Origin of the sequence: Bacillus sp. Root131 (assembly GCF_001429475.1) — a bacterium.
Lineage (GTDB): Bacteria > Bacillota > Bacilli > Bacillales > Bacillaceae_G > Bacillus_A > Bacillus_A thuringiensis_S.
On the sequence record NZ_LMJQ01000001.1, the window covers coordinates 116,252 to 137,721 of the forward strand.

The following is a 21,470-nucleotide window of genomic DNA, read 5'->3' on the forward strand; positions in this document are numbered from 1 at the left end:
ACCTACACTCTATTGAAGAGCCTTGTAGGTATTTTGTCTACAAGGCTCTTTTTATTTTCGGCTTAGGTGAATGAAATCGGCATACATTAGAAGGGGAAAGGTGTGAAAATTTAGATGACAAAATGGAAGCGGGCAAACCCGAATGGAACGAGAGATTATTTATTCGAAGAATGTACATTAATTGAAGAAGTGGAGCAAAAATTAAGGCTTACTTTTTTAGAGAGAGGTTATGAGGAAATAAGAACACCTACAATTGAATTTTATGATGTTTTTGCATTTCAAAATAGACCGATAGATGAAGAGAAGATGTATAAATTTTTTGATGAAAAGGGAAGGATTATCGTTTTACGTCCAGATATGACAATTCCTTTAGCGAGAGTTATTGGAACACAGAGATGGGATACGCCACTTAAAGTGACGTATAGCGGGAATGTATTTCGAGCAAATGAATCCCATTCTGGAAAATATAATGAAATCGTACAAAGTGGTATTGAAGTTATCGGGATTGATAATGTAAGAGCTGAAATTGAATGCGTAATAAGTGTCATTCAAGCACTTCAAAAGTTGAATGTGCAATCTTTTACAATTGAGATTGGGCAAGTACAGTTATATAAATGTATTGTAAAAAAGCTCTCCATCCATGATGAAGAAGAAAGGGTACTTAGAACGTATATAGAAAGTAAAAATTATGCTGCCCTCTCAAATTTCATCGGAGAAAAGAAATTAGATCGATGCGATGAGACAGTAAGATTACTTGAGAAATTACCGAGGCTATTTGGAAATTTAGAAGTTATTGAGGAAGCAGAAAAGCTTGCTTCAAGTAATGAAATGAAAATGGCAATTGCAAGAGTAAAAGAAATGTATGAAACAATGGAAACGTTAGGATATGGTTCTTACATATCAATTGATTTAGGCATGATTCAACACTTAGATTACTATACGGGTGTTATTTTCAAAGGATATATATATGAAATTGGAGAAGAAATCGTTAGTGGCGGAAGATATGATGAGCTAATTGGGAATTTTGGAGAAACGCTGCCGGCTGTTGGACTCGCGGTGCAAGTAAATCAAATTGTGAAGGCGCTACAAGAGCAGCAAGAACCATATGAACGAAATCAAATTGATATTGTGATTCATTATGAGTTAAATAGATTAGCAGAAGCAGAAAGGTTACGAAATTTACTTCGAAAGGACGGGAAAAATGCCTGGTTATCTCTATTCTCTAATTTAAGCGATACCTTTCAATTTGCAAGAAAAAATAAAATAGGAACGGTCGTTGAGGCAAAGAATGAATACTTAGTGGAATATGTGTGGAATGAGAAATGGGTAGTCCAGAAAGAAGGAGAGACTTCATGCGTAACATTCAAATTGCGTTAACGAAAGGAAGATTAGAAAAACATGTAATTCCACTCTTTGAGCAGATTGGAATTGATTGTTCGGAACTCAAAAATAAAGGTCGGAAGCTTGTATTTCAAAGTAAAAATACAAATGTTTCATTTATTTTAGTAAAAGCGGTTGATGTTGCTACTTATGTAGAACATGGGGTAGCTGATATTGGGATCGTTGGAAAAGATATTTTAATGGAAAACGAGAAAGATATTTATGAAATGCTGGATTTAGGAGTAGGGATTTGTAAGTTTTGTGTTGCTTCTATTCCTACGTATAATCCGAAAAGTTACCGGAAGAAAAGAATTGCTACGAAATACCCACATATTACTTCTACTTATTTTCATGATAAGGGAGAGGACGTAGAAATTATTAAAATAGAAGGTTCTGTAGAAATCGCTCCTCTTCTTGGATTGGCAGATGCAATTGTAGATATTGTTGAAACAGGAAAAACATTACAAGAGAATGGACTTATTGTATTTGAGGAAATGCACTCTATATCGGCTCGGATGATTGTAAATAAGGCGGCCTTAAAAACTAAAAAAGACGAAATATTCAGTATTGTAAATATGATGGAGCAAGAAATCTTATCAGGGAAATAGGAGGACTTAAAATGGAAATCATTTATGAAGACTTTAAGGAGGCATTATCTAAAATAAAAGTGCTAAGAGAAAACGCTAATATAATAGAAGAAACTGTTCAAAGAAGTGTAAGAGAAATCATTAGAAATGTAAGGGAAGGGAAAGATGAGGCTTTATCTTTCTATACAAAAAAGTTTGATGGTGTAGAGATGAAAGATTTTTGTGTAAGTGAAGAAGAAATACAGCAAGCGAGTATGCTTGTAGAGAATTCATTTTTAGAAGCTTTAAAAGAGGCGAAGAAAAACATTGTTTCGTATCACGAAAAGCAAAAGAAGTACTCAATATTCGATTGTGAAAGTAAAGGCATAATTAGAGGACAGCTCATTCGGCCATTAGAAAATATAGGTGTATATGTACCGGGTGGGACAGCCTCATATCCTTCTTCAGTATTAATGAATGTATTGCCGGCGAAACTCGCAGGTGTGAAAAAGATTGTAATGGTAACACCGCCGAGGAAAGAAGGAATTGATCCTCATATATTAGCGGCTGCAAATCTTGCGGGGGTAGATGAAATTTATACGATAGGTGGCGCGCAAGCAATTGCGGCTTTAGCATACGGGACGGAATCGATTCCGAAAGTGGATAAAATAGTTGGACCGGGAAATTTGTACGTCGCTCTAGCGAAACGAGAAGTATACGGAATAGTAAATATCGATATGATTGCTGGTCCATCAGAAATTGTAGTTGTCGCGGATGAAACAGGTAATGCAAAATATATCGCAGCGGATTTATTATCGCAAGCAGAGCATGATGAGAGAGCAACGGCAATTTGTATTACAACGAATATGGAACTAGCTAAAGAAGTAGAAAAAGAGGTAGAAAGACAGTTAGAAATGTTACCAAGAAGTGAAATTGCACGTGAATCAATAAATAGAAATGGAGCCATCTTTATCGTTCCTTCTTTAGAGGAGGCACTAAAGTTATCAAATGAAATTGCTCCAGAACATTTAGAGTTACATATAAAAGAACCGATGAATGCTCTAGATTATGTGAAACATGCAGGCTCTATTTTCCTTGGGCCATATGCACCTGAACCGCTCGGGGATTATTTGGCGGGACCGAATCATGTATTACCAACGAGCGGAACGGCAAGATTTTTTTCTCCGTTATCAGTCGATGATTTCGTGAAAAAATCAAGTTTTATTTCTTATACGGAGGAAGCATTAAAAAATGTACAGCATCATATTGTAGAGCTTGCAAATAAAGAAGGGTTACATGCACATGCGAGAGCAATCCAAATAAGGTTTGAGGAGGAAAAATAATGCGTCAGTCCAGTCAAGTACGTCAGACGACAGAAACAAAAATTAAATTAAGTTTGCAGCTTGATGAAAGTACGAATGTATCTATTCAAACGGGGATTGGTTTTTTCGATCATATGCTGACTTTATTTGCTAGACATGGAAGATTTGGATTGCAAGTTGAGGCAGAAGGTGATGTATTTGTCGATGCACATCACACCGTTGAAGATGTTGGAATTGTACTCGGAAATTGCTTGAAAGAAGCATTGCAAAATAAAGAGAGAATTAATCGTTACGGTTCAGCGTATGTACCGATGGATGAATCTTTAGGATTTGTCGCAATTGATATAAGTGGACGCTCATATTGTGTATTTCAAGGGGAATTAACAAATCCGAAGCTCGGGGATTTTGATACAGAATTGACGGAAGAATTTTTTAGAGCAGTTGCACATGCTGCCAATATTACATTACATGCGCGCGTTCTATATGGAAGTAATACACATCACAAAATTGAAGCATTATTTAAAGCTTTTGGTAGAGCGCTTAGAGAAGCGGTCGAAAAAAATGCCAACATTACTGGTGTAAATTCAACGAAAGGGATGTTGTAATTGATTGCCATTATAGATTATGGAATGGGGAATATTCGTAGTGTAGAGCAAGCATTAAAATATATTGGGGCAGAGCACATTGTAACGAGTGATAAAGAAGAGATATTGAGAAGCGATGGCGTGATTTTACCGGGAGTAGGTGCATTTCCGAAAGCGATGGAAGTATTAGAAGAAAGAGATTTAGTGTGTGTACTAAAAGAAGTTTGTGATATAGGAAAACCACTCCTCGGTATATGTTTGGGCATGCAGCTTTTATTTGAACGAAGTGAGGAACTAAAAGGTTGTAGTGGGTTAGGTTTACTACCAGGGGAAATTCGTAAGTTAAAAGTTTCGTATAAAATTCCTCATATGGGATGGAATGAATTAAGGAAGGAAAGAGAATTTCCGCTTTGGAATGGATTAGTAGATGGTTCTTTCGTGTATTATGTTCATTCATATTACGCGGATTGTCCAGATGAAATTGTATGCGGAGTAAGTGATTATGGAATGCAAGTACCAGGGTTTGTAGCGAAAGGAAATGTATTTGGTGCACAGTTTCATCCAGAAAAAAGTGGTGAAATTGGCATGCAAATATTAAAAAATTTTCAAGGGGTGGTAGAAGCATGGAAATCTTCCCGGCTATCGATTTAAAGGAAGGGCGATGCGTTAGACTTTATCAAGGAGAGTTTAGTAAAGAAACGGTGATGAATGAAGATCCGGTAGCGCAGGCGATCATATTTGAAAAGCTTGGAGCGGAAATACTACACATTGTTGATTTAGACGGTGCAATTGCTGGCGAGTCGCTAAATTTTCTCGTCATTGAAAAAATCTGCAAGGCGGTACGTATTCCTGTGCAAGTGGGAGGAGGAATTCGTTCACTTAAAGCGGTGGAGAAGTTATTGTCAGTAGGTGTAGAAAAAGTGATTTTAGGAACAGCGGCTCTTTATGATAAGTCATTTTTAGAGGAAGCAGTTCATCTATATAAAGAGAAAATCATTGTTGGAATTGATGCGAAAAATGGTTTCGTAGCAACGAGAGGTTGGCTTGATTTGTCTGAAATTTCTTATATTAGTTTAGCGAAACAAATGGAAAGTTTAGGTGTTCAAACGATTGTGTTTACAGACATTTCGAAAGACGGGACGCTTGCAGGGCCAAATTTTGAACAATTGACGTTACTTCAAAAAAGTGTGGGCATTCGTCTCATTGCCTCTGGAGGAGTGGCATCTATTCAAGATGTGAAAAAGTTAGATGATATGAATATATATGGTGTCATAATTGGAAAGGCGCTTTACGAGAAAAAGATTGATTTAGAAGAAGTATTACAGGTAACGAAGTTATGTTAGCGAAACGAATTATTCCATGTCTAGATGTGAAAGAAGGGCGAGTCGTAAAGGGTGTAAATTTTATAGGATTACAAGATGTCGGTGATCCGGTTGAAATAGCTGAAGCATATAACGAGGCAGGGGCAGATGAAATCGTATTTTTAGATATTACGGCGACCCATGAAGGAAGAAAAACGATTATAGATGTTGTAGAAAAAACAGCAGCAAAAGTATTTATTCCTCTTACGGTTGGCGGGGGGATTTCAAGTGTGAAAGATATGTACAATTTACTAAGAGCTGGAGCAGACAAAGTTTCAATAAACTCAGCGGCAGTGCGAAACCCGAAGCTAATCGAAGAAGGGGCAGAACACTTTGGATCACAATGTATTGTCGTCGCAATTGACGCTAGAAAAGTAGCGGAAGATAAATGGAACGTATACGTCAAGGGTGGAAGAGTTGACACAGAAATGGATGCTATAGAATGGGCGAAGCGTGTTGTTAAGCTCGGGGCGGGTGAAATTTTGTTAACGAGTATGGATGCAGATGGAACGAAAAGTGGATATGATCTTCGTTTAACAGAAGAGATTTCAAAAAGTGTTTCCATTCCAGTCATCGCATCAGGGGGCTGTGGTCATACGGATCACATTATAGAAGTTTTTCAAAAGACAACGGTTGATGCAGCGTTAGCGGCATCCATATTTCATTATGGTGAGGCGACAGTGCAGAGTGTAAAGCGAAAATTAAGAGATGCAAATGTTGAGGTGCGGTTATGAAACCTAATTTTTCAAAAGGATTAATACCAGCAATTGTCATCGAAGAAGGTACGAAAGAAGTTTTAATGCTAGCTTATATGAATGAAGACGCATATGAAAAAACGTTAGAGACGAAAAGAACATGGTTTTATTCTCGTTCGAGGCAGTCGTTATGGAATAAGGGAGAAACATCAGGGAATGTTCAATATGTGCAATCTCTATACTTAGATTGTGATCAAGATTCAATTGTTGTGAATGTGAAACAAGTAGGGCCTGCTTGTCATACGGGGGAGAAGACATGCTTTCACTATCAAATTATATAGGGGGGATACATATGGAAAATGCCTTTAAGTTGCTGTATAAAACAATTGAAGAACGAAAGGAAAGCCCACTTCCTGAATCGTATACAAATTATTTATTTTCAAAAGGAGAAGATAAAATTTTAAAGAAAATTGGTGAAGAGTGCGCTGAAGTAATTATCGCATGTAAAAATAATGATAAAGAAGAAGTAGTGAAAGAAATGGTTGATGTATTTTATCACTGTTTCGTTTTATTGGCTGAAAAAAATATTGCATTGGAAGATGTCATGCGAGAGGTGAAAGAACGAAATGGAAAGCTTTCGAGAGTTGGGGATAGAAGGGAAATAGATACATTATAAGGGGGAATGTATATGAAAGTAGATTATCATCTTCACTTAGAAGAAGGACCGTATTCAATAAGATGGCTTGCTAAAATAAATGAAGCGTTGGAATGTTATGAACCGCTTCAAGAAAGGCATTCTATTGATTGGCTTATGAAAACACAAGAGCGTTTGCAAAAGCGTGTGAAGGAAGGGCCATTTACAAAAGAATGGATGGATCTCTATTTAGAAGAAGCTGTGCGAAAAGGAATAAAAGAAGTGGGAATTGTTGATCATCTATATCGTTTTCATGAAGCGAAAGGATATTATGAAAAATATGTAGATATTAGTGATTCTAAGCTTGGTCGTATACAGAAGGAATGGTTAGATCAAGTAAGGGTAGTTTCACTGTATGATTTTACAAAGGCAATTGAAGAAGCGAAAGAACGATGGAGTAAAAGAGGTGTCACACTTAAACTTGGAATTGAAGCGGATTATTTTCTTGATTGTGAAGGAGAGTTAAAAGAATTATTAGCGCTAGGAGACTTTGATTATGTAATTGGTTCCGTTCATTTTCTAAATGGCTGGGGATTTGATAATCCGGATACGAAAGAATATTTTGAGGTGCATGACCTACGCACATTATACGATACGTTTTTTAAAACAGTTGAGAGTGCGATTCATACAGAGTTATTTGATATTATCGCTCATCTTGATAATATAAAAGTATTTAATTATCGATTGGATGAGAATGAACAGCTTTCTTATTATAAGGAAATTGCCTGTGCGTTAGTAGAAACGAATACGGCAACAGAAATAAATGCAGGACTGTACTATCGTTACCCTGTTCGTGAGATGTGCCCAAGTCCACTATATTTACAAGTATTAGCTAAGTATGGTGTTCCAATTACGATTTCTTCGGATGCCCATTATCCAAATGATTTAGGGAATTATGTACAAGAAAATGTACAAACATTACGAGCTCACGGTGTTACTCAGGTCGCAACATTTACGAAGCGAGCAAGAGTAATGAGGTTGCTTGAAGAAGAAGTAACAAATTTAAAATGAAACGCGATTTTTTGATGAAAACCGTCCTTTTTGTTCAAAATAAGAAAGAATGAAAAGGAGGGTAAGAAATGGCGAAACAACAAAATAAACAAAATGTACAAGTTGCACAGCAACAAGCTTATACGTCTGAAACGAATGCTGCATCTCAATCGGTTATTGAGGAGCAAATTAGCGATACGGTTGCAGAAGGAACTATTGATGTGAAGCTCGGAAAAGAATCGCAGGAAAAAGCGTAAGAAGAGGGGAGAGTTGTATCTCCTCTTTTTTTATGGAAAAGTGTCGATTTTCAAAACTATAATCAAATTCCTTGGTTTTTATATATGGATTTCTTACAATGAAATATAAGAGATATCTTATTTTCTATAGAAGAGGTGTTAGTAGTGGCAAAAATATTAGTAGCGGGAAAAATTCCAGAAATTGGATTAGAACTATTAAAAGATCATGATGTAGAAATGTACGATAAAGAGGAGTTAATTTCTATAGATGAATTAACAGAGCGTGTAAAAGATAAAGATGCATTGTTAAGTTTACTTTCAACAAAGGTGCCAAAAGAAGTTATTGATGCAGCGCCTCATTTAAAGATTGTTGCAAACTATGGTGCTGGTTACGACAATATTGATTACACGTATGCTGGGGAAAAAGGAATTGCAGTAACGAATACACCGAAAGTATCAACGGAAGCGACTGCAGAATTAACATTTGCACTTCTTTTAGCAGCGGCGCGTAGAATTCCTGAAGGGGATACGTTATGTCGTACGACTGGATTTAACGGATGGGCACCGTTATTTTTCTTAGGACGAGAAGTCCACGGTAAGACAATTGGAATTATTGGTCTTGGAGAAATCGGGAAGGCTGTTGCAAAACGTGCGAGAGCATTTGGAATGGGTGTTTTATATACAGGGCCAAATCGTAAGCTTGAAGCTGAAAGTGAACTGGGAGCAACGTATGTGACGTTGGAAGAATTATTACAAACAGCAGATTTTATTACAATTAACTGTGCTTATAATCCAAAATTACATCATATGATTGATGAAGAGCAGTTTAAAATGATGAAGAAAACAGCGTATATTGTAAATGCTTCACGTGGACCAATTATGAATGAAGCGGCACTTGCTCATGCATTAAAAACGAATGAAATTGAAGGGGCAGCTCTTGATGTGTTTGAATTTGAACCGAAAATTTCAGAAGAGCTAAAAGAATTAAAGAATGTAGTGCTTGCTCCACACGTAGGGAATGCAACGTTTGAAACTCGTGATGCGATGGCTGAAATGGCTGTCAGAAATATTTTAGCTGTATTAAACGGCGAAGAGCCAGTAACACCTGTAAATCAAAAGGTATTAGTCACAAAATAAAAAGAAACCTTCCGGACTCGGAAGGTTTCTTATTTTTCTTTATTCGCTTTTTTAGACGGTCTTTGTCTAATGAATTGAGATAACATGTACAAAATATATAGTGGAATGGCAATGAATAAGAAAACAGAAAAATTGCCAAATCCTGTTTGATACATTGTAATAATGATTCCAACTAAAAATAGTGTAATAATGATGCTATATCGTGGAATTGGTACATCTTTTAAACTTGGGATACGAATGCGGCTCACCATTAAAAATGCGAACGTTACAAATACGGTAATAAGAACGATTTTTGGAATGGTATGTGAAAATAATGTTAAGAAAGCAACAAGCCCTCCCGCTGCTGTAATCGGTACTCCAGTGAAATATTTCATTGAAGTAGAAGATGGTGTTACATTAAATCGTGCTAAACGATATGCCCCGAAAAGAGGGAATAATCCCGCTATGTATAATCCGATGATTCCGTAGTTTGAGAAAGATGTGTAATACATTAAAACAGCAGGTGCTGCACCAAATGTTACGACATCTGCAAGCGAGTCGAGCTCTTTTCCCATTTGTGAATCAACACGTAATAAACGAGCAACACGACCATCAAGACTATCTAACATCATCCCGATAAGTACTAAAATAGCAGCTGATTTATAATATCCTAAAGATGCATAGCCGATTGATAAAAATCCGCTATATAAATTTCCGAGCGTAAATAAGTTTGGAATAGCTGCTCTATACAAAATCTGATCCCTTGCTTTCTGTAATAAATTCTTAATTAGTGTATGAAAGTTTACTTATTTTATCATACCATAAATTTATTCCTCATACGAAAGAAATTACCAATTTGTGAAAGATTTCATAGAAGGATGAGGAATAAATTAAGTGAAAATAAAAAGAGGAAGCAACTTGTATAAAGTTGCTTCCTTTACTATTCAAATTTCGTTGTCATCGTTCCGGTTTTATATCGATTATTAGGATCGAAACGTAATAAATCTCCATAAATTAATTTATCGGAGAGTTTTAATTCTGTTTTTGCTTTTTCAACATACGGCTGACATAGCGTCATGTCAGCTTCTTCACCCGTACTTCTTTTGTAGCACATATTTTTTGTATAAACATACTCTTCAGAAACAAAGCTACCATCACGCATTACCATAAGCGGGTCTTTTTCTTTAATAAATAAGTCAGTTCCAAATTCAACGGATTTATTTGTTTTAATACCAAGTAAATGAAGGAGCGTTGGTTTAATATCAATTTGACCAGATACTTTAGAAACAACTTTTCCTTCTTGACCAGGCACATGAATAATAAGAGGAACGCGTTGTAATTGCATAGAATCGAATGGTGTAATAGTATCTTTTCCTAGGAACTGTGCCATAGCTGCGTTATGGTTTTCGGAAATACCATAATGATCACCATAAATGACAATAACGGAATTATCATACAGTCCTTCTTCTTTTAATTGTTTAATAAATAATTTAAGAGCTTCATCTGTGTAACGAACAGTTGGGAAGTAGCGGTTTACAACACCACTTTCTGAGTTGAATTCATCAACATATTGGTCTTCCGGATTTAGAAGAAACGGAAAATGATTTGTTAATGTAATAAATTTTGTATAGAACGGTTGCGGTAAAGATTTTAACTTTGGAATAGATTGTTCAAAGAACTCTTTATCTTTTAATCCCCAACCGACAGACATTTGTTCCGTTCCTACGTAATCATTTAAATTAAAGTAACGATCATATCCAAGTGTAGGATACATTACATCCCGATTCCAAAACGTTTTATCGTTTGAATGGAAGACGGCAGAAGAATATCCGTATTTCTTTAATTGTTCTGGTGTAGCTGTGTATTCATTTGTTGCATGAGTAAAGAATACAGAACCACGATCTAGTGGGTAAAGTGAGTTTTCAACGATAAATTCAGCATCAGAAGTTTTACCTTGTCCAGTTTGATGATAGAAGTTATCGAAATAGAAGCTATCCTTAATAAATTCATTTAAAAATGGTGTAATTTCTTTTCCATTTATTTTTTTATTAATAACAAAGCTTTGTGTAGATTCCATTGAAATTAAAATTACATTTTTACCTTTTGCAGCTCCAAATAAGTTTTTATCAACTTGCTTGTCTTTTGAGTCTGTATAGTTCTTAATTTCAGAAAATCCATCGCCACTTGCAAATACACGCTCAGCTGAAGACTTGGATTGAAGTGTAATATCAAATAGATGATATGTGTATAAACCTAAATTTTTCACAACAGTTTGACGGTCAAATGAGCGTGAGAACATTTGTGGTTTATAAATAACTGATACAACAATTTGTAGTGCTAATAAAGCTGTTACACCGCTAAAGAAAGTTCGCTTCTCTGAGCGGGAAAGTGGTGTTTTGTCGCCAAATGATGGGAATTTACGCGAAATAAACATTAAAATAATTGCATCTGCAAATAAAAGTAATGTTTTGTACGTAAAGAGTTCTTTTATACTTGTCCCTAAATCAGCCATATTGTTTGTTTGGAATAAAACCGGGAAAGTAACGAAATCGTTATAGAACCCATAAAACATTGCGTTTCCAAATAAAATAAATGACAGTATAAAACTGATTCCAATTATAATTCGGTTTCGGTGCTTAGATGCAAGTAAAGCTAAGCCGAAAAATAAAAGTAACGCAGCTAGTGGATTAATAAAAAGCATGAATTCTTCAAAGAAATTATCAATTTTAATATCAAATGCTAGCTTGTACACAATATATGTTTTAATCCATAGTAAAACGACTGCAACGAGTGCAAATCGCAGTTTTGGAAACAGATGTTGTAGCATAATATACTCCTCTCCTAAAAAGCATGACAGTTCTTGTGAGTCAGTTTGCTTAACGACTCCTTTTATATATACGAACAGTCCTTTGTTATTATGATTATTATACTATGAGTATCATTATACGAAAATAAAAGGGGGTTGTGGGCTTTTTTATAATAATCGAGTAGAAAAAGATTGGTGGGAGACAATAAAACAGAATTTCTATGTATGATAATTATCGTAAGTAGAAAGAATCGCGTGATATACGGAGGTTATAATGCGAAAATTATTATATTTTATAGCATGCAGTAGTGTTATACTTTTTACTTCACCGAGTGTGTCGGTAGCTCAATATGATGCACCTCTTATGGAAGATGCACTTTATTCTGTTTTATTTCCAAAAATAAATAAAGCAATTGAAAAACAATATGGAAGTTTGAAACCTTATCAATGTCCTAAAATTATTAGTTTAAAAAAAGTGTATAGCGGTACATATTTATTTCAAGCAAGTATTGAAGTGACAAAGTATGAACGTGTTGCTGGGAAAATTGCTCCACCATTTGAGAAGGTAACGATTACATTTAATAACGAAGAAGGCGAATGGGAAGTGACAAAGATTTCAGTAAAGCGCTTACCAAACGATACAAAATTAAACTGTAAAAAAACAATATAAAAAATTGTTTGACAAATAAAATGGTCCTTTGGTATTGTTAATAGCAACAATTAGATGTTTGAAAATTAAATAGACTTACCTCATCTACTCTCAAAGGTAGAGGCCGCGATAGGAAAGAGTAAGCTATGGGAGATTTAATGGAATCTGTGATCATAGGTTGAAAGGGACTATTGCCGAAATATAAGAATAACCATCTTATTCATATATTGGGACTACATTGAATAAATGTAGTACTGTCATAAGATTTATTTTATGGAGAGCTATTTGGAGATGTTGATGCGGTTTCTTATTTTGAGGAGATAACAACTCGTTTATTTTTTCAATATATATTTTTCCTAATAAGAAACGCGTGTGAACATTGTTCCGCGCGTTTTTTGTCTATCTAAAAGCGTGCTGCAATGAATAGAAGATTGGGGTTATGAGTTTTAGAGGAAATAAGGGAGGAATTTAAATGTATTTACACGGCACAAGCCGAATTAATGGGCAAGGACACTTAGAAATTGGAGGGTGCGATACGACGCAGCTAGCAAAGCAATACGGAACACCACTTTATGTATACGATGAAGAGTCTATTCGAGGAAAATGCCGAGCGTTTCATCGTGCTTTTAAAGAAAGTGGTTTCTCTTATCAAGTAGCATATGCAAGCAAGGCGTTCTTGTGCATGGAGATGTGCCGAGTAGCTCGTGAAGAGAATATGTCATTAGACGTTGTTTCTGGGGGAGAATTATATACTGCGCTCCAAGCTGGATTTCCAGCATCACGTATTCATTTTCATGGAAATAATAAAACAGAAGAAGAGATAGTGATGGCTCTTCAGGCGAATATTGGTTGTTTTGTCGTAGATAATTTCTTTGAATTAGAAATTTTACACGATTTAGCGATGCAACATGGAAAATTTGTGAACATATTAATTCGTGTAACACCTGGAGTAGAGGCGCACACACATGAATATATTACAACAGGCCAAGATGATTCGAAATTTGGATTTGGCGTTTCAAACGGTCAAGCGATGCAGGCAATTGGATTTGCTTTACAAAAATCAAATTATAATGTGCTAGGGATTCATTCACATATCGGATCGCAAATATTTGAAACAGCTGGTTTTGTTCGAGCAATTGAAGTTCTTCGCCAATTTTTAGAAGAAGTGAGAGAGCAAACAAACTATGTAGTAAAAGTGTTAAATGTAGGCGGGGGATTTGGAATACGCTACACAGAGTCGGATACACCATTAACTCTTGAGACATATGTGCGAGCTGTAACAAGTGCAGTGAGAGAACAATTTACTGTATGTGAATATCCATTGCCAGAAATATGGATTGAACCAGGCCGTAGCATTGTAGGTGATGCTGGGACAACAATTTATACAGTTGGATCTGTGAAAGATATTCCTGGTATTCGGAAATATGTATCAGTCGATGGTGGAATGACAGATAATTTAAGACCTGCTTTATATAGTGCGCGTTATGAAGCAATGTTAGCGAATCGAGGGAATGATGAGAATGAGGAACTCGTTTCGATTGCTGGGAAATGCTGTGAGAGTGGAGATATGTTGATTTGGGATATTCATTTACCAAAAGTCGCTTCTGCTGATTTACTAGCAGTTTCCTGTACAGGAGCCTACGGGTATTCGATGGCGAATAATTACAATCGGATTCGAAGACCAGCCGTGGTCTTTGCAAAAGGCGGAACATCGCAAGTAGTTGTGGAACGCGAAACATATGAAAATATTATTGGGAACGATCGCATACGTATTAAAGAGCTTGTCTAAATAGAAAAGGAGTTGTTCGGATGGGCAATTCCTTTTTTGTAAAATAAAATAATTAAAATATATCGGAAAACTAGGATTGAAAAAAATCAGAATTGTGATAAAATACAAATACAAAGCTTATCAAGAGAAGCGGAGGGAACTGGCCCGAAGAAGCTCGGCAACCTGCTTATAGAAAGCAAGGTGCTAAATCCAGCAAAATGGAATCCATTTTGAAAGATAAGGTAAAATATATTACCGAACAGTCTTTTCGAAATGGGAAAGATTTTTTTTATGAATAAAAAGGGGGGCTGTTCGCGTGAGTGTACGGGAACATTTTGATGAAGTATCCGAGAAGATTGAAGCGATGCTTGCTGATATGAAATATGGTTCAATTACAATTGTTGTGCAAGATGGAAAAGTAATTCAGTTAGAGAAAAGTGAAAAAGTACGTTTAAAGTGAAAAGCGCTGACTAGAAAAACTAGAGGCGGTTTTAACCTATTTTCATTAGGTTAAAACCGTCTTTTTGCTTTTACAGGGGGAAAAAACATGTTGACGTATGAAACGTGGGAAGAAAATGTTGTTTCATTTTCGGAAGAAGATGAAACAAAAGGCGCGTTATCAGTATTAAATTGGGCTTATGAAGAGTATAAAGATGAAATCGTCTATGCATGTAGCTTTGGGGTGGAAGGTATGGTATTGCTGCACCTTATAAACCAAGTAAATCCATCTGCTAAAGTTGTATTTTTAGATACAAATGTTCATTTTCAAGAAACGTATGAATTAATTCAAAGAGTGAGGGAACGATTTCCTTCATTGAATATTATAGAAAAACAGCCAGAACTTACACTTGATGAACAGGCGAAGTTGCATGGTGAAAAACTGTGGGAGAGCAATCCGAATCTTTGTTGTAAGATTAGAAAAATTTTACCTTTAGAAAAATCATTAGTCGTGGAAAAAGCATGGATATCGGGCTTAAGAAGGGAACAATCAGAAACACGTAAGCATACAAAGTTTATAAATCAAGATCATCGTTTTCAATCTATTAAAGTTTGTCCACTCATTCATTGGACGTGGAAAGAAGTTTGGCGATATGTATACAAACATAGCTTGCCGTATAACCCGTTGCATGATGTTGGCTATCCAAGTATTGGGTGTGAGAAATGTACTTTACCTGTAGGGGATGGTGGCGATTCAAGAGATGGTAGATGGGCTGGGAAAATGAAAACCGAATGTGGTCTTCATTATCAATAAGATGAATCTTGAAATAAAGCTAAGAGGGGATATAGAAAATGAGCACAGTAAACGAATTAGTAAACCGTATAGATGAGACATATGAGGTATCACAAATTGAAAAAGAAATTAAATTAGACAATATTGCTTTAAGTGATTTAGAACTATTGGCGACAGGTGGATATAGCCCGCTTACTGGTTTTTTAGGGAAGGAAGATTATGATTCAGTCGTAGAAACGCTTCGTTTAGCAAATGGTAGTGTGTGGAGTATACCGATTACATTACCGGTAACAGAAGAAGTCGCAGAAAGCCTGAAGACTGGAGAGGAAGTAAAGCTTGTCAACAATGGAAATATATATGGTGTTATTCAAATAGAAGATATTTTCGTACCAGATAAAGAAAAAGAAGCGTTACTTGTATATAAAACAACGGATGAGGTTCATCCAGGAGTGAAAAAGTTATATGAACGGCCAAACGTTTACGTTGGAGGAACTATTATTCTAACAAAACGCTTTGAAAATAATCAATTTCCTTCTTATCGTTTAAACCCAATTGAAACGAGAGAAGAATTTAAAAAACGTGGGTGGAAAACAGTAGTCGGATTTCAAACGAGAAACCCGGTACATCGTGCCCATGAGTATATTCAAAAATCTGCTCTTGAAATTGTAGATGGTCTCTTTTTAAATCCACTCGTTGGAGAAACGAAATCGGATGATATTCCTGCTGATGTAAGAATGGAAAGCTATGAAGTACTCCTTCAAAACTATTATCCGAAAAATCGTGTCTTTTTAAGTGTATTTCCTGCTGCAATGCGTTACGCAGGACCAAGGGAAGCTATATTTCATGCGTTAGTAAGAAAGAATTTTGGATGTACACACTTTATTGTAGGGCGTGATCATGCCGGAGTAGGAGATTATTACGGAACATACGAAGCGCAAGAAATCTTCACGAATTTTACGATAGAAGAGTTAGGCATTACACCACTATTCTTTGAACATAGTTTTTACTGCACGAAATGTGAAGCGATGGCTTCAACGAAAACATGTCCGCACAGAAAAGAAGATCATGTTATTTTATCGGGTACGAAAGTAAGAGAATTATTAAGAAACGGTGAGATTCCGCCAAGTACATTTAGTCGTAAAGAAGTAGTAGAAGTGCTAATTAAAGGTTTAAAAAAAGAAGTAGTAACAGAATAGGGAGAGAACGAGATGGATACGAATATTACTTGGCATATAGCTTCGGTTTCAAAAGATGATAGAAGAGTGAAGAATGGACATCACAGTTTTGTAATTTGGTTTACTGGTTTATCAGCTTCGGGTAAATCTACAGTAGCGAATGCGGTTGCTCGTAAACTATTTGAAAAGAATATTGGAAATTATGTGTTAGATGGGGATAATATTCGCCACGGTTTAAATAAAGACTTAGGTTTTTCTGAAAGTGATCGTATGGAGAATATAAGGCGTATTGGCGAAGTGGCGAAGCTATTTGTAGATCAAGGTACTGTTGTTCTTACAGCGTTCATTTCACCATTTCGAGTAGATCGAAAACAAGTTAGGGATCTATTAGCGGCAGATGAGTTTATAGAAGTGTTTGTAAAATGTCCAATTGAAGAGTGTGAAAAACGTGATCCAAAAGGGTTATACAAAAAAGCGAGACAAGGTGATATTAAAGATTTTACAGGTATTGATTCACCGTATGAGGAACCAGATCGAGCGGAATTAATTGTAGAAACGCACAAGTATTCTATTGAAGAATGTGCAGAACAAATCGTGAAGTACTTACAAGAGCGTAGTTTTGTCCCGTTGTTTGCTGGGAAGTAAAACGCCCACCTCAAAATTCGGCTGGAGCAGGCTGTAAATGCCCGATTGGTGAGGGTTGATTAAAGTTTCACTTTATATAGGGGGATTTAAAAATGAGTTATGAAAAAGTATGGGCTAATAATGAAAAATTAAATCAGACTGAGAAAAATAAATTAGCAAAAGATGGTTTGGAAATTTTTAATGATATTCCTTACTATGCGGAAAATGGATTCGAATCTATTCCGAAAGAAGAGTGGGACGCATTTAAATGGGCAGGATTGTATTTGCAAAGACCGAAAGAAGCTGGCTATTTTATGATGCGTGTAAATATTCCTTCAGGGATTATTACAAATGCGCAGGCGGAAGTGCTTGCTTCTATCGCTGAGGATTATGGACGTGATGTAATAGATATTACGACAAGACAGGCGATTCAGTTTCACTGGTTAGAAATTCAGCAAATGCCAGATATTTTTAAAAGATTAGCAAGAGTTGGGTTATCTTCAGCAGGGGCGTGTGGTGATATAACACGTAATATTACAGGTAATCCACTTGCAGGAATTGATGCGAATGAACTGTTTGATACAACGCATATTGTGAAGGAGGTATATGACTATTTCCAACATAATGAAGAGTTTTCTAACTTACCACGTAAATTTAAAATGTCTATTAGTTCTAACGTTTATAACTCGGCAAACGCAGAGATTAACTGTGTTGCATTTACACCTGCTACGAAAGAAATAGATGGTGAGAAAAAAGTTGGTTTTCATATAAAAGTAGGCGGTGGATTATCAGCCCGTCCATATTTAGCTGATGAATTAGATGTGTTCGTTTTACCAGAAGAAGTGAAGGCGGTAGCAATTGGGATTGCTACTATATTCCGTGATTTTGGATATCGCGAGAAACGTCATTTAGCTCGTTTGAAATTTCTTGTTGCAGACTGGGGAGCAGAGAAATTTAAAGAGAAACTAATAGAGTATACAGGACCATTGCAAAGTAAAGGAGAAAGTGCACTTAAAGGATGGAATGCAGGCTATTTTTATGGTGTTCAAGATCAAAAACAAGATGGATTAAAATATGTCGGTTTTAATGTGCCGGTAGGTCGTTTACATGCAAAAGAAATGTTTGAGATTGCAAGAATTGCAAAGCAGTATGGAAATGGACAAATTCGTACGTGTAACTCACAAAACTTCATCATTCCGAATGTTCCACCAGAAAATGTAACGGGTTTATTAAGTGAACCGTTGTTTGAAGCGATATCTGCAAGTCCGAAATCATTTATTGGTCATGCGGTTTCATGTACTGGTATTGAATATTGCAATCTTGCTCTAGTAGAAACGAAAGAAAGATTACGGAAAATTGCAGAATACTTAGATACAGAAATTGCACTTGATGTTCCAGTTCGAATTCATATGGTAGGATGCCCAAATTCATGTGGTCAACGTCAAATTGCTGACATCGGATTACAAGGGGTAAAAATGAAAACGAAGGAAAAAGGGATTGTTGAAGCATTTGAAATATATGTAGGTGGAACGTTGTTAGATGGCGGTGCCTATAATCAAAAGTTAAAAGGGAAAATAGATGGCGAGGATTTACCGGATGTACTCGCATCATTTATAAGTTATTTTAAAGAGAATAAGTTACCTGCCGAAACATTTTATGATTTTGTCGGACGTATCGGTGTAGATACATTGCAAATAGCTTTAAATAACGTGTTAGAAGAAGTAATAGCGTCTTAGGAGGGGCAATATGGAATTATATCGATTTGAAGCTGTGTTAGCGAATAATATCGTTCCGATTGTTGTTGTTGCTCAAAGTGAAGAGCAGGCATTTAAGCTTGCGGAGATTGAGCTTGAAAAGCATTTTTTACCGTTGCCAGAAGTAAAGGAAATCTCCTTATTTGAAAAAAAGAAGATTCGAAAAGGTGCGGCATTTGTTGTTCATGAGTAAATAACATTGAAATACGAACGTATACTAACTTCCATTCATGCATAAGGATGGAAGTTTCATTTTAATAGTAGAAATGAGGAGAGATGATGGGGAAGGTGTATATAGTTGGAGCGGGTCCTGGCGATCCGGATTTAATTACTGTTAAAGGATTGAAATGTATTGAGAAGGCAGATGTTATTTTATATGACCGTCTCGTGAATAAAGAATTGCTTTCATATGCAAAGCCTGAAGCGGATTTAATTTATTGTGGGAAACTCCCGAATTATCACACAATGAAGCAAGAGACAATTAACACATTTCTTATTAAATATGCGAAAAAAGGAAAAGTTGTAACGAGGTTAAAGGGCGGTGATCCATTTGTATTTGGTAGAGGGGGGGAAGAAGCTGAAGCGTTAGCAAAGCAGGGTGTACCATTTGAAATCGTTCCTGGAATTTCAGCTGGAATAGCTGCACCTGCTTATGCTGGTATTCCGGTGACGCATCGTGATGCAAGTGCGAGTTTTGCGGTTGTGACAGGGCATAGAAAAGAAGGTGCTGAAGAGGAAGTGAAGTGGGAAAATTTAGCGAAAGGTGTAGAGACCTTGGCAGTATATATGGGAGTTAGTAATTTGCCCTACATATGCGAACAACTTATGAAGCATGGAAAAGATAAAGGTACACCTGCTGCTATTATTGAACGGGGAACGACGTCTATGCAGCGTACAGTTGTCGGGACGTTAGGGACAATTGTAGATGTTGCGAGAAAAGAACAAATTCAAAATCCGAGTATGATTGTAATTGGAGAAGTTGTCCGTTTTAGAGAGAAAATTCATTGGTTTGAAAAACAAACGGAACAGACTTATCAAGTAAGTGGAGTGTTATAAAATGAAAGCCATCTTATATATATGTCATGGAAGTCGTTTGAGGGCAGCGAAAGAAGAGGCAATTCAATTTATTACGACATGTATGAGCCGTATAGAAGCGGCTATTCAAGAAGTTTGTTTTTTAGAGCTGGCGAATCCTTCTATTGAAGAAGGATTTCGTACATGTGCGAAGCGTGGTGCGACAGAGATTATTGCTATTCCTGTTTTCTTATTAGCAGCAGGCCATGTGAAGAATGATATTCCTTTTGAATTAGAAAAGTTAAATAATCAATACCCTAATATTAAAGTGACGTATGGTAATCCGTTTGGTGTATCAGAGACGCTTATAAAGTCGGTATATAACGGAAGTGGTATTGAAGAATATAAAGATGAAGTAACACTTTTACTCGTTGCAAGGGGTAGTAGCGATCCTGAAACTTTACAAGATATAAATCGGATCGCTACTTTATTTCAAGCAGAAGAAAAAATTGCTAAAGTAGAAGTTTGTTTTTTAGCAGCTGCGGAGCCGAAATTTGAGGAGAAATTAAAGGAAGTTGTAGAACGAAAAGAAAAGAACATCGTTGTACTGCCTTACTTGTTATTTACAGGTTTACTTATGAAACATATTGAGAAAGAAGTGCGCCAATATGAATTGGAAGAGATAAAAATCAGTCCATATTTAGGGAAGAATGAAGCGTTTCAAGATATGTTAATTCAGAAAACGACGGAGTTATTGAAGGGAGATCAGTATGTATCCACTTACAGTGCGAGTTAATGAGAAACGTGTTGTTGTTATTGGTGGGGGAAAAGTTGCAGGATTTAAAATTATTCCTTTACTCAAACAAGGTGCAGATATAGTTGTAATCAGTCCAGAATTAGATGCGAATTTAGTAAAACTTGTGGAAGAAAAGAAAATTCGTTGGTATCAAAGAGAATATGAAAAAAGTGATATTAAAAGTGCTTTTTTAGTTGTTGCAGCGAGTAGTGATTCAATATTAAATGAACAAGTTGCTGAAGATGCCGCGGAGAATCAATTAGTAAATGTTATTACAAATCCGGAAAGTGGTAATGTTCATTTTCCGGCAGCGATTCATCGTGGTTTGCTTAATATAGCAGTTTCTACTGGGGGAGCGAGCCCGAAGCTCGCAAAAAAAATTCGAGATGAGATTGCAAATAAATATGATGAGACATATGAATCGTATTTAGATTTTTTATATGAAGTAAGGGTGAAGTTAAAAGATTTACAGTTAGAAAAGAGGGAACGAAATATATTGCTCCAGGAAGTGTTGAAATCAGTATATATGCAAAACGAGGGGAAAAGAGAAAGTTTTTTGCGAGAATTAGAGGAAAAGGTTTTAAAATAATAAAAGATAAAGTGCGCTTTACAAATATAAAAATATAATTTATAATCACAAGTAACTTCAATAGATGAAATCGATGAGCAAGAAGAGTACGTATATTTGATGCGTTCAGAGAGCTGGGGT

The 21,470-nt window shown here is 36.2% G+C and carries 25 protein-coding genes, 2 riboswitches and 1 other annotated feature (1 of these 28 cut by a window edge); of the genes, 23 read left to right on the forward strand and 2 right to left on the reverse strand.

Going from position 1 to position 21,470, the window contains the following annotated elements; genetic code table 11:
* Positions 1–114 precede the first annotated feature (114 nt).
* From ASE54_RS00645 to ASE54_RS00695, 12 genes are all read left to right on the forward strand, one after another.
* Positions 115–1,377, forward strand: coding sequence for an ATP phosphoribosyltransferase regulatory subunit (locus ASE54_RS00645; RefSeq protein WP_000170302.1), 1,263 nt, complete (start codon positions 115–117; stop codon positions 1,375–1,377).
* Positions 1,353–1,988: an ATP phosphoribosyltransferase gene (hisG, locus tag ASE54_RS00650; protein WP_001244492.1), complete on the forward strand. Its 636-nt coding sequence runs from the start codon at positions 1,353–1,355 to the stop codon at positions 1,986–1,988. The genes ASE54_RS00645 and hisG overlap by 25 nt, the downstream gene beginning before the upstream one ends.
* Positions 1,989–1,999: 11 nt before the next feature.
* On the forward strand, positions 2,000–3,289 hold the full coding sequence (gene hisD / locus ASE54_RS00655; protein WP_000402915.1) for a histidinol dehydrogenase: 1,290 nt from the start codon (positions 2,000–2,002) through the stop codon (positions 3,287–3,289).
* Positions 3,289–3,873, forward strand: coding sequence for an imidazoleglycerol-phosphate dehydratase HisB (gene hisB / locus ASE54_RS00660; protein WP_001249962.1), 585 nt, complete (start codon positions 3,289–3,291; stop codon positions 3,871–3,873). The genes hisD and hisB overlap by 1 nt, the downstream gene beginning before the upstream one ends.
* On the forward strand, positions 3,874–4,503 hold the full coding sequence (hisH, locus tag ASE54_RS00665; RefSeq protein WP_000560346.1) for an imidazole glycerol phosphate synthase subunit HisH: 630 nt from the start codon (positions 3,874–3,876) through the stop codon (positions 4,501–4,503).
* Positions 4,476–5,195 carry a 1-(5-phosphoribosyl)-5-[(5-phosphoribosylamino)methylideneamino]imidazole-4-carboxamide isomerase gene (gene hisA, locus ASE54_RS00670; RefSeq protein ID WP_000402289.1) on the forward strand — a complete coding sequence of 240 codons (720 nt, stop codon included), beginning with the start codon at positions 4,476–4,478 and terminating at the stop codon, positions 5,193–5,195. The genes hisH and hisA overlap by 28 nt, the downstream gene beginning before the upstream one ends.
* Positions 5,189–5,947 (forward strand): imidazole glycerol phosphate synthase subunit HisF, encoded by a 759-nt coding sequence (gene hisF / locus ASE54_RS00675; protein WP_000880104.1) that lies wholly within the window; start codon positions 5,189–5,191, stop codon positions 5,945–5,947. Before hisA ends, hisF begins: the two co-directional genes overlap by 7 nt.
* Positions 5,944–6,249: a phosphoribosyl-AMP cyclohydrolase gene (hisI, locus tag ASE54_RS00680; protein WP_000803959.1), complete on the forward strand. Its 306-nt coding sequence runs from the start codon at positions 5,944–5,946 to the stop codon at positions 6,247–6,249. The genes hisF and hisI overlap by 4 nt, the downstream gene beginning before the upstream one ends.
* Before the next feature lie 11 nt (positions 6,250–6,260).
* On the forward strand, positions 6,261–6,584 hold the full coding sequence (gene hisE / locus ASE54_RS00685; protein WP_000426355.1) for a phosphoribosyl-ATP diphosphatase: 324 nt from the start codon (positions 6,261–6,263) through the stop codon (positions 6,582–6,584).
* Positions 6,585–6,596: 12 nt separating this feature from the next.
* The gene (locus ASE54_RS00690; protein ID WP_000861857.1) at positions 6,597–7,613 is read left to right on the forward strand and encodes a histidinol phosphate phosphatase domain-containing protein; all 1,017 of its coding nucleotides are present in this window, start codon (positions 6,597–6,599) and stop codon (positions 7,611–7,613) included.
* A 68-nt stretch (positions 7,614–7,681) separates the two neighbouring features.
* Complete coding sequence (locus ASE54_RS33335; RefSeq protein WP_001118893.1) at positions 7,682–7,849, forward strand: DUF4025 domain-containing protein; 168 nt, start codon at positions 7,682–7,684, stop codon at positions 7,847–7,849.
* Between the two features lie 144 nt (positions 7,850–7,993).
* A complete protein-coding gene (locus ASE54_RS00695) occupies positions 7,994–8,965 on the forward strand; it encodes an NAD(P)-dependent oxidoreductase (RefSeq protein ID WP_001062836.1) in 972 nt (323 codons plus the stop codon).
* A gap of 29 nt (positions 8,966–8,994) precedes the next feature.
* Here ASE54_RS00695 and pssA read toward each other — a convergent pair whose 3' ends face one another.
* Together pssA and ASE54_RS00705 are read right to left on the reverse strand one after the other, a co-directional pair.
* Positions 8,995–9,696 (reverse strand): CDP-diacylglycerol--serine O-phosphatidyltransferase, encoded by a 702-nt coding sequence (pssA, locus tag ASE54_RS00700; RefSeq protein WP_000285417.1) that lies wholly within the window; start codon positions 9,694–9,696, stop codon positions 8,995–8,997.
* Positions 9,697–9,884: 188 nt separating this feature from the next.
* Positions 9,885–11,771 carry an LTA synthase family protein gene (locus ASE54_RS00705; protein ID WP_000939085.1) on the reverse strand — a complete coding sequence of 629 codons (1,887 nt, stop codon included), beginning with the start codon at positions 11,769–11,771 and terminating at the stop codon, positions 9,885–9,887.
* 253 nt (positions 11,772–12,024) lie between these two features.
* Between ASE54_RS00705 and ASE54_RS00710 the strand changes: the two genes are divergently transcribed.
* The 11 genes from ASE54_RS00710 (at position 12,025) to ASE54_RS00755 (ending at position 21,350) form a co-directional block, all read left to right on the forward strand.
* Entirely contained in the window at positions 12,025–12,420 is a 396-nt protein-coding gene (locus ASE54_RS00710) for a DUF3888 domain-containing protein (protein ID WP_001228823.1), read from the forward strand.
* Positions 12,421–12,509: 89 nt separating this feature from the next.
* A riboswitch (Lysine riboswitch) is annotated at positions 12,510–12,691 on the forward strand.
* Between the two features lie 180 nt (positions 12,692–12,871).
* Complete coding sequence (gene lysA / locus ASE54_RS00715; protein ID WP_000280641.1) at positions 12,872–14,188, forward strand: diaminopimelate decarboxylase; 1,317 nt, start codon at positions 12,872–12,874, stop codon at positions 14,186–14,188.
* A gap of 114 nt (positions 14,189–14,302) precedes the next feature.
* Positions 14,303–14,411, forward strand: a riboswitch (SAM riboswitch).
* 72 nt (positions 14,412–14,483) lie between these two features.
* The gene (locus tag ASE54_RS33340) at positions 14,484–14,627 is read left to right on the forward strand and encodes a YezD family protein (protein WP_000116158.1); all 144 of its coding nucleotides are present in this window, start codon (positions 14,484–14,486) and stop codon (positions 14,625–14,627) included.
* Positions 14,628–14,714: 87 nt separating this feature from the next.
* Positions 14,715–15,419, forward strand: coding sequence for a phosphoadenylyl-sulfate reductase (locus ASE54_RS00720; protein WP_000959017.1), 705 nt, complete (start codon positions 14,715–14,717; stop codon positions 15,417–15,419).
* Positions 15,420–15,457: 38 nt separating this feature from the next.
* Positions 15,458–16,594, forward strand: coding sequence for a sulfate adenylyltransferase (sat, locus tag ASE54_RS00725; protein WP_000108785.1), 1,137 nt, complete (start codon positions 15,458–15,460; stop codon positions 16,592–16,594).
* A 12-nt stretch (positions 16,595–16,606) separates the two neighbouring features.
* Positions 16,607–17,218 carry an adenylyl-sulfate kinase gene (cysC, locus tag ASE54_RS00730; RefSeq protein WP_000380490.1) on the forward strand — a complete coding sequence of 204 codons (612 nt, stop codon included), beginning with the start codon at positions 16,607–16,609 and terminating at the stop codon, positions 17,216–17,218.
* A gap of 92 nt (positions 17,219–17,310) precedes the next feature.
* Positions 17,311–18,933 (forward strand): ferredoxin--nitrite reductase, encoded by a 1,623-nt coding sequence (locus ASE54_RS00735; RefSeq protein WP_000119600.1) that lies wholly within the window; start codon positions 17,311–17,313, stop codon positions 18,931–18,933.
* Positions 18,934–18,943: 10 nt separating this feature from the next.
* Complete coding sequence (locus tag ASE54_RS00740) at positions 18,944–19,144, forward strand: DUF3906 family protein (protein WP_000424930.1); 201 nt, start codon at positions 18,944–18,946, stop codon at positions 19,142–19,144.
* Positions 19,145–19,230: 86 nt separating this feature from the next.
* A complete protein-coding gene (cobA, locus tag ASE54_RS00745) occupies positions 19,231–20,007 on the forward strand; it encodes a uroporphyrinogen-III C-methyltransferase (protein ID WP_000521277.1) in 777 nt (258 codons plus the stop codon).
* Position 20,008: 1 nt separating this feature from the next.
* Positions 20,009–20,761, forward strand: a complete 753-nt coding sequence (locus tag ASE54_RS00750; protein WP_000644374.1) for a sirohydrochlorin chelatase — start codon at positions 20,009–20,011, stop codon at positions 20,759–20,761.
* Positions 20,736–21,350, forward strand: coding sequence for an NAD(P)-binding protein (locus ASE54_RS00755; RefSeq protein WP_000283361.1), 615 nt, complete (start codon positions 20,736–20,738; stop codon positions 21,348–21,350). Before ASE54_RS00750 ends, ASE54_RS00755 begins: the two co-directional genes overlap by 26 nt.
* 64 nt (positions 21,351–21,414) lie before the next feature.
* Positions 21,415–21,470, forward strand: a binding site (T-box leader) (it continues 193 nt past the right edge of the window).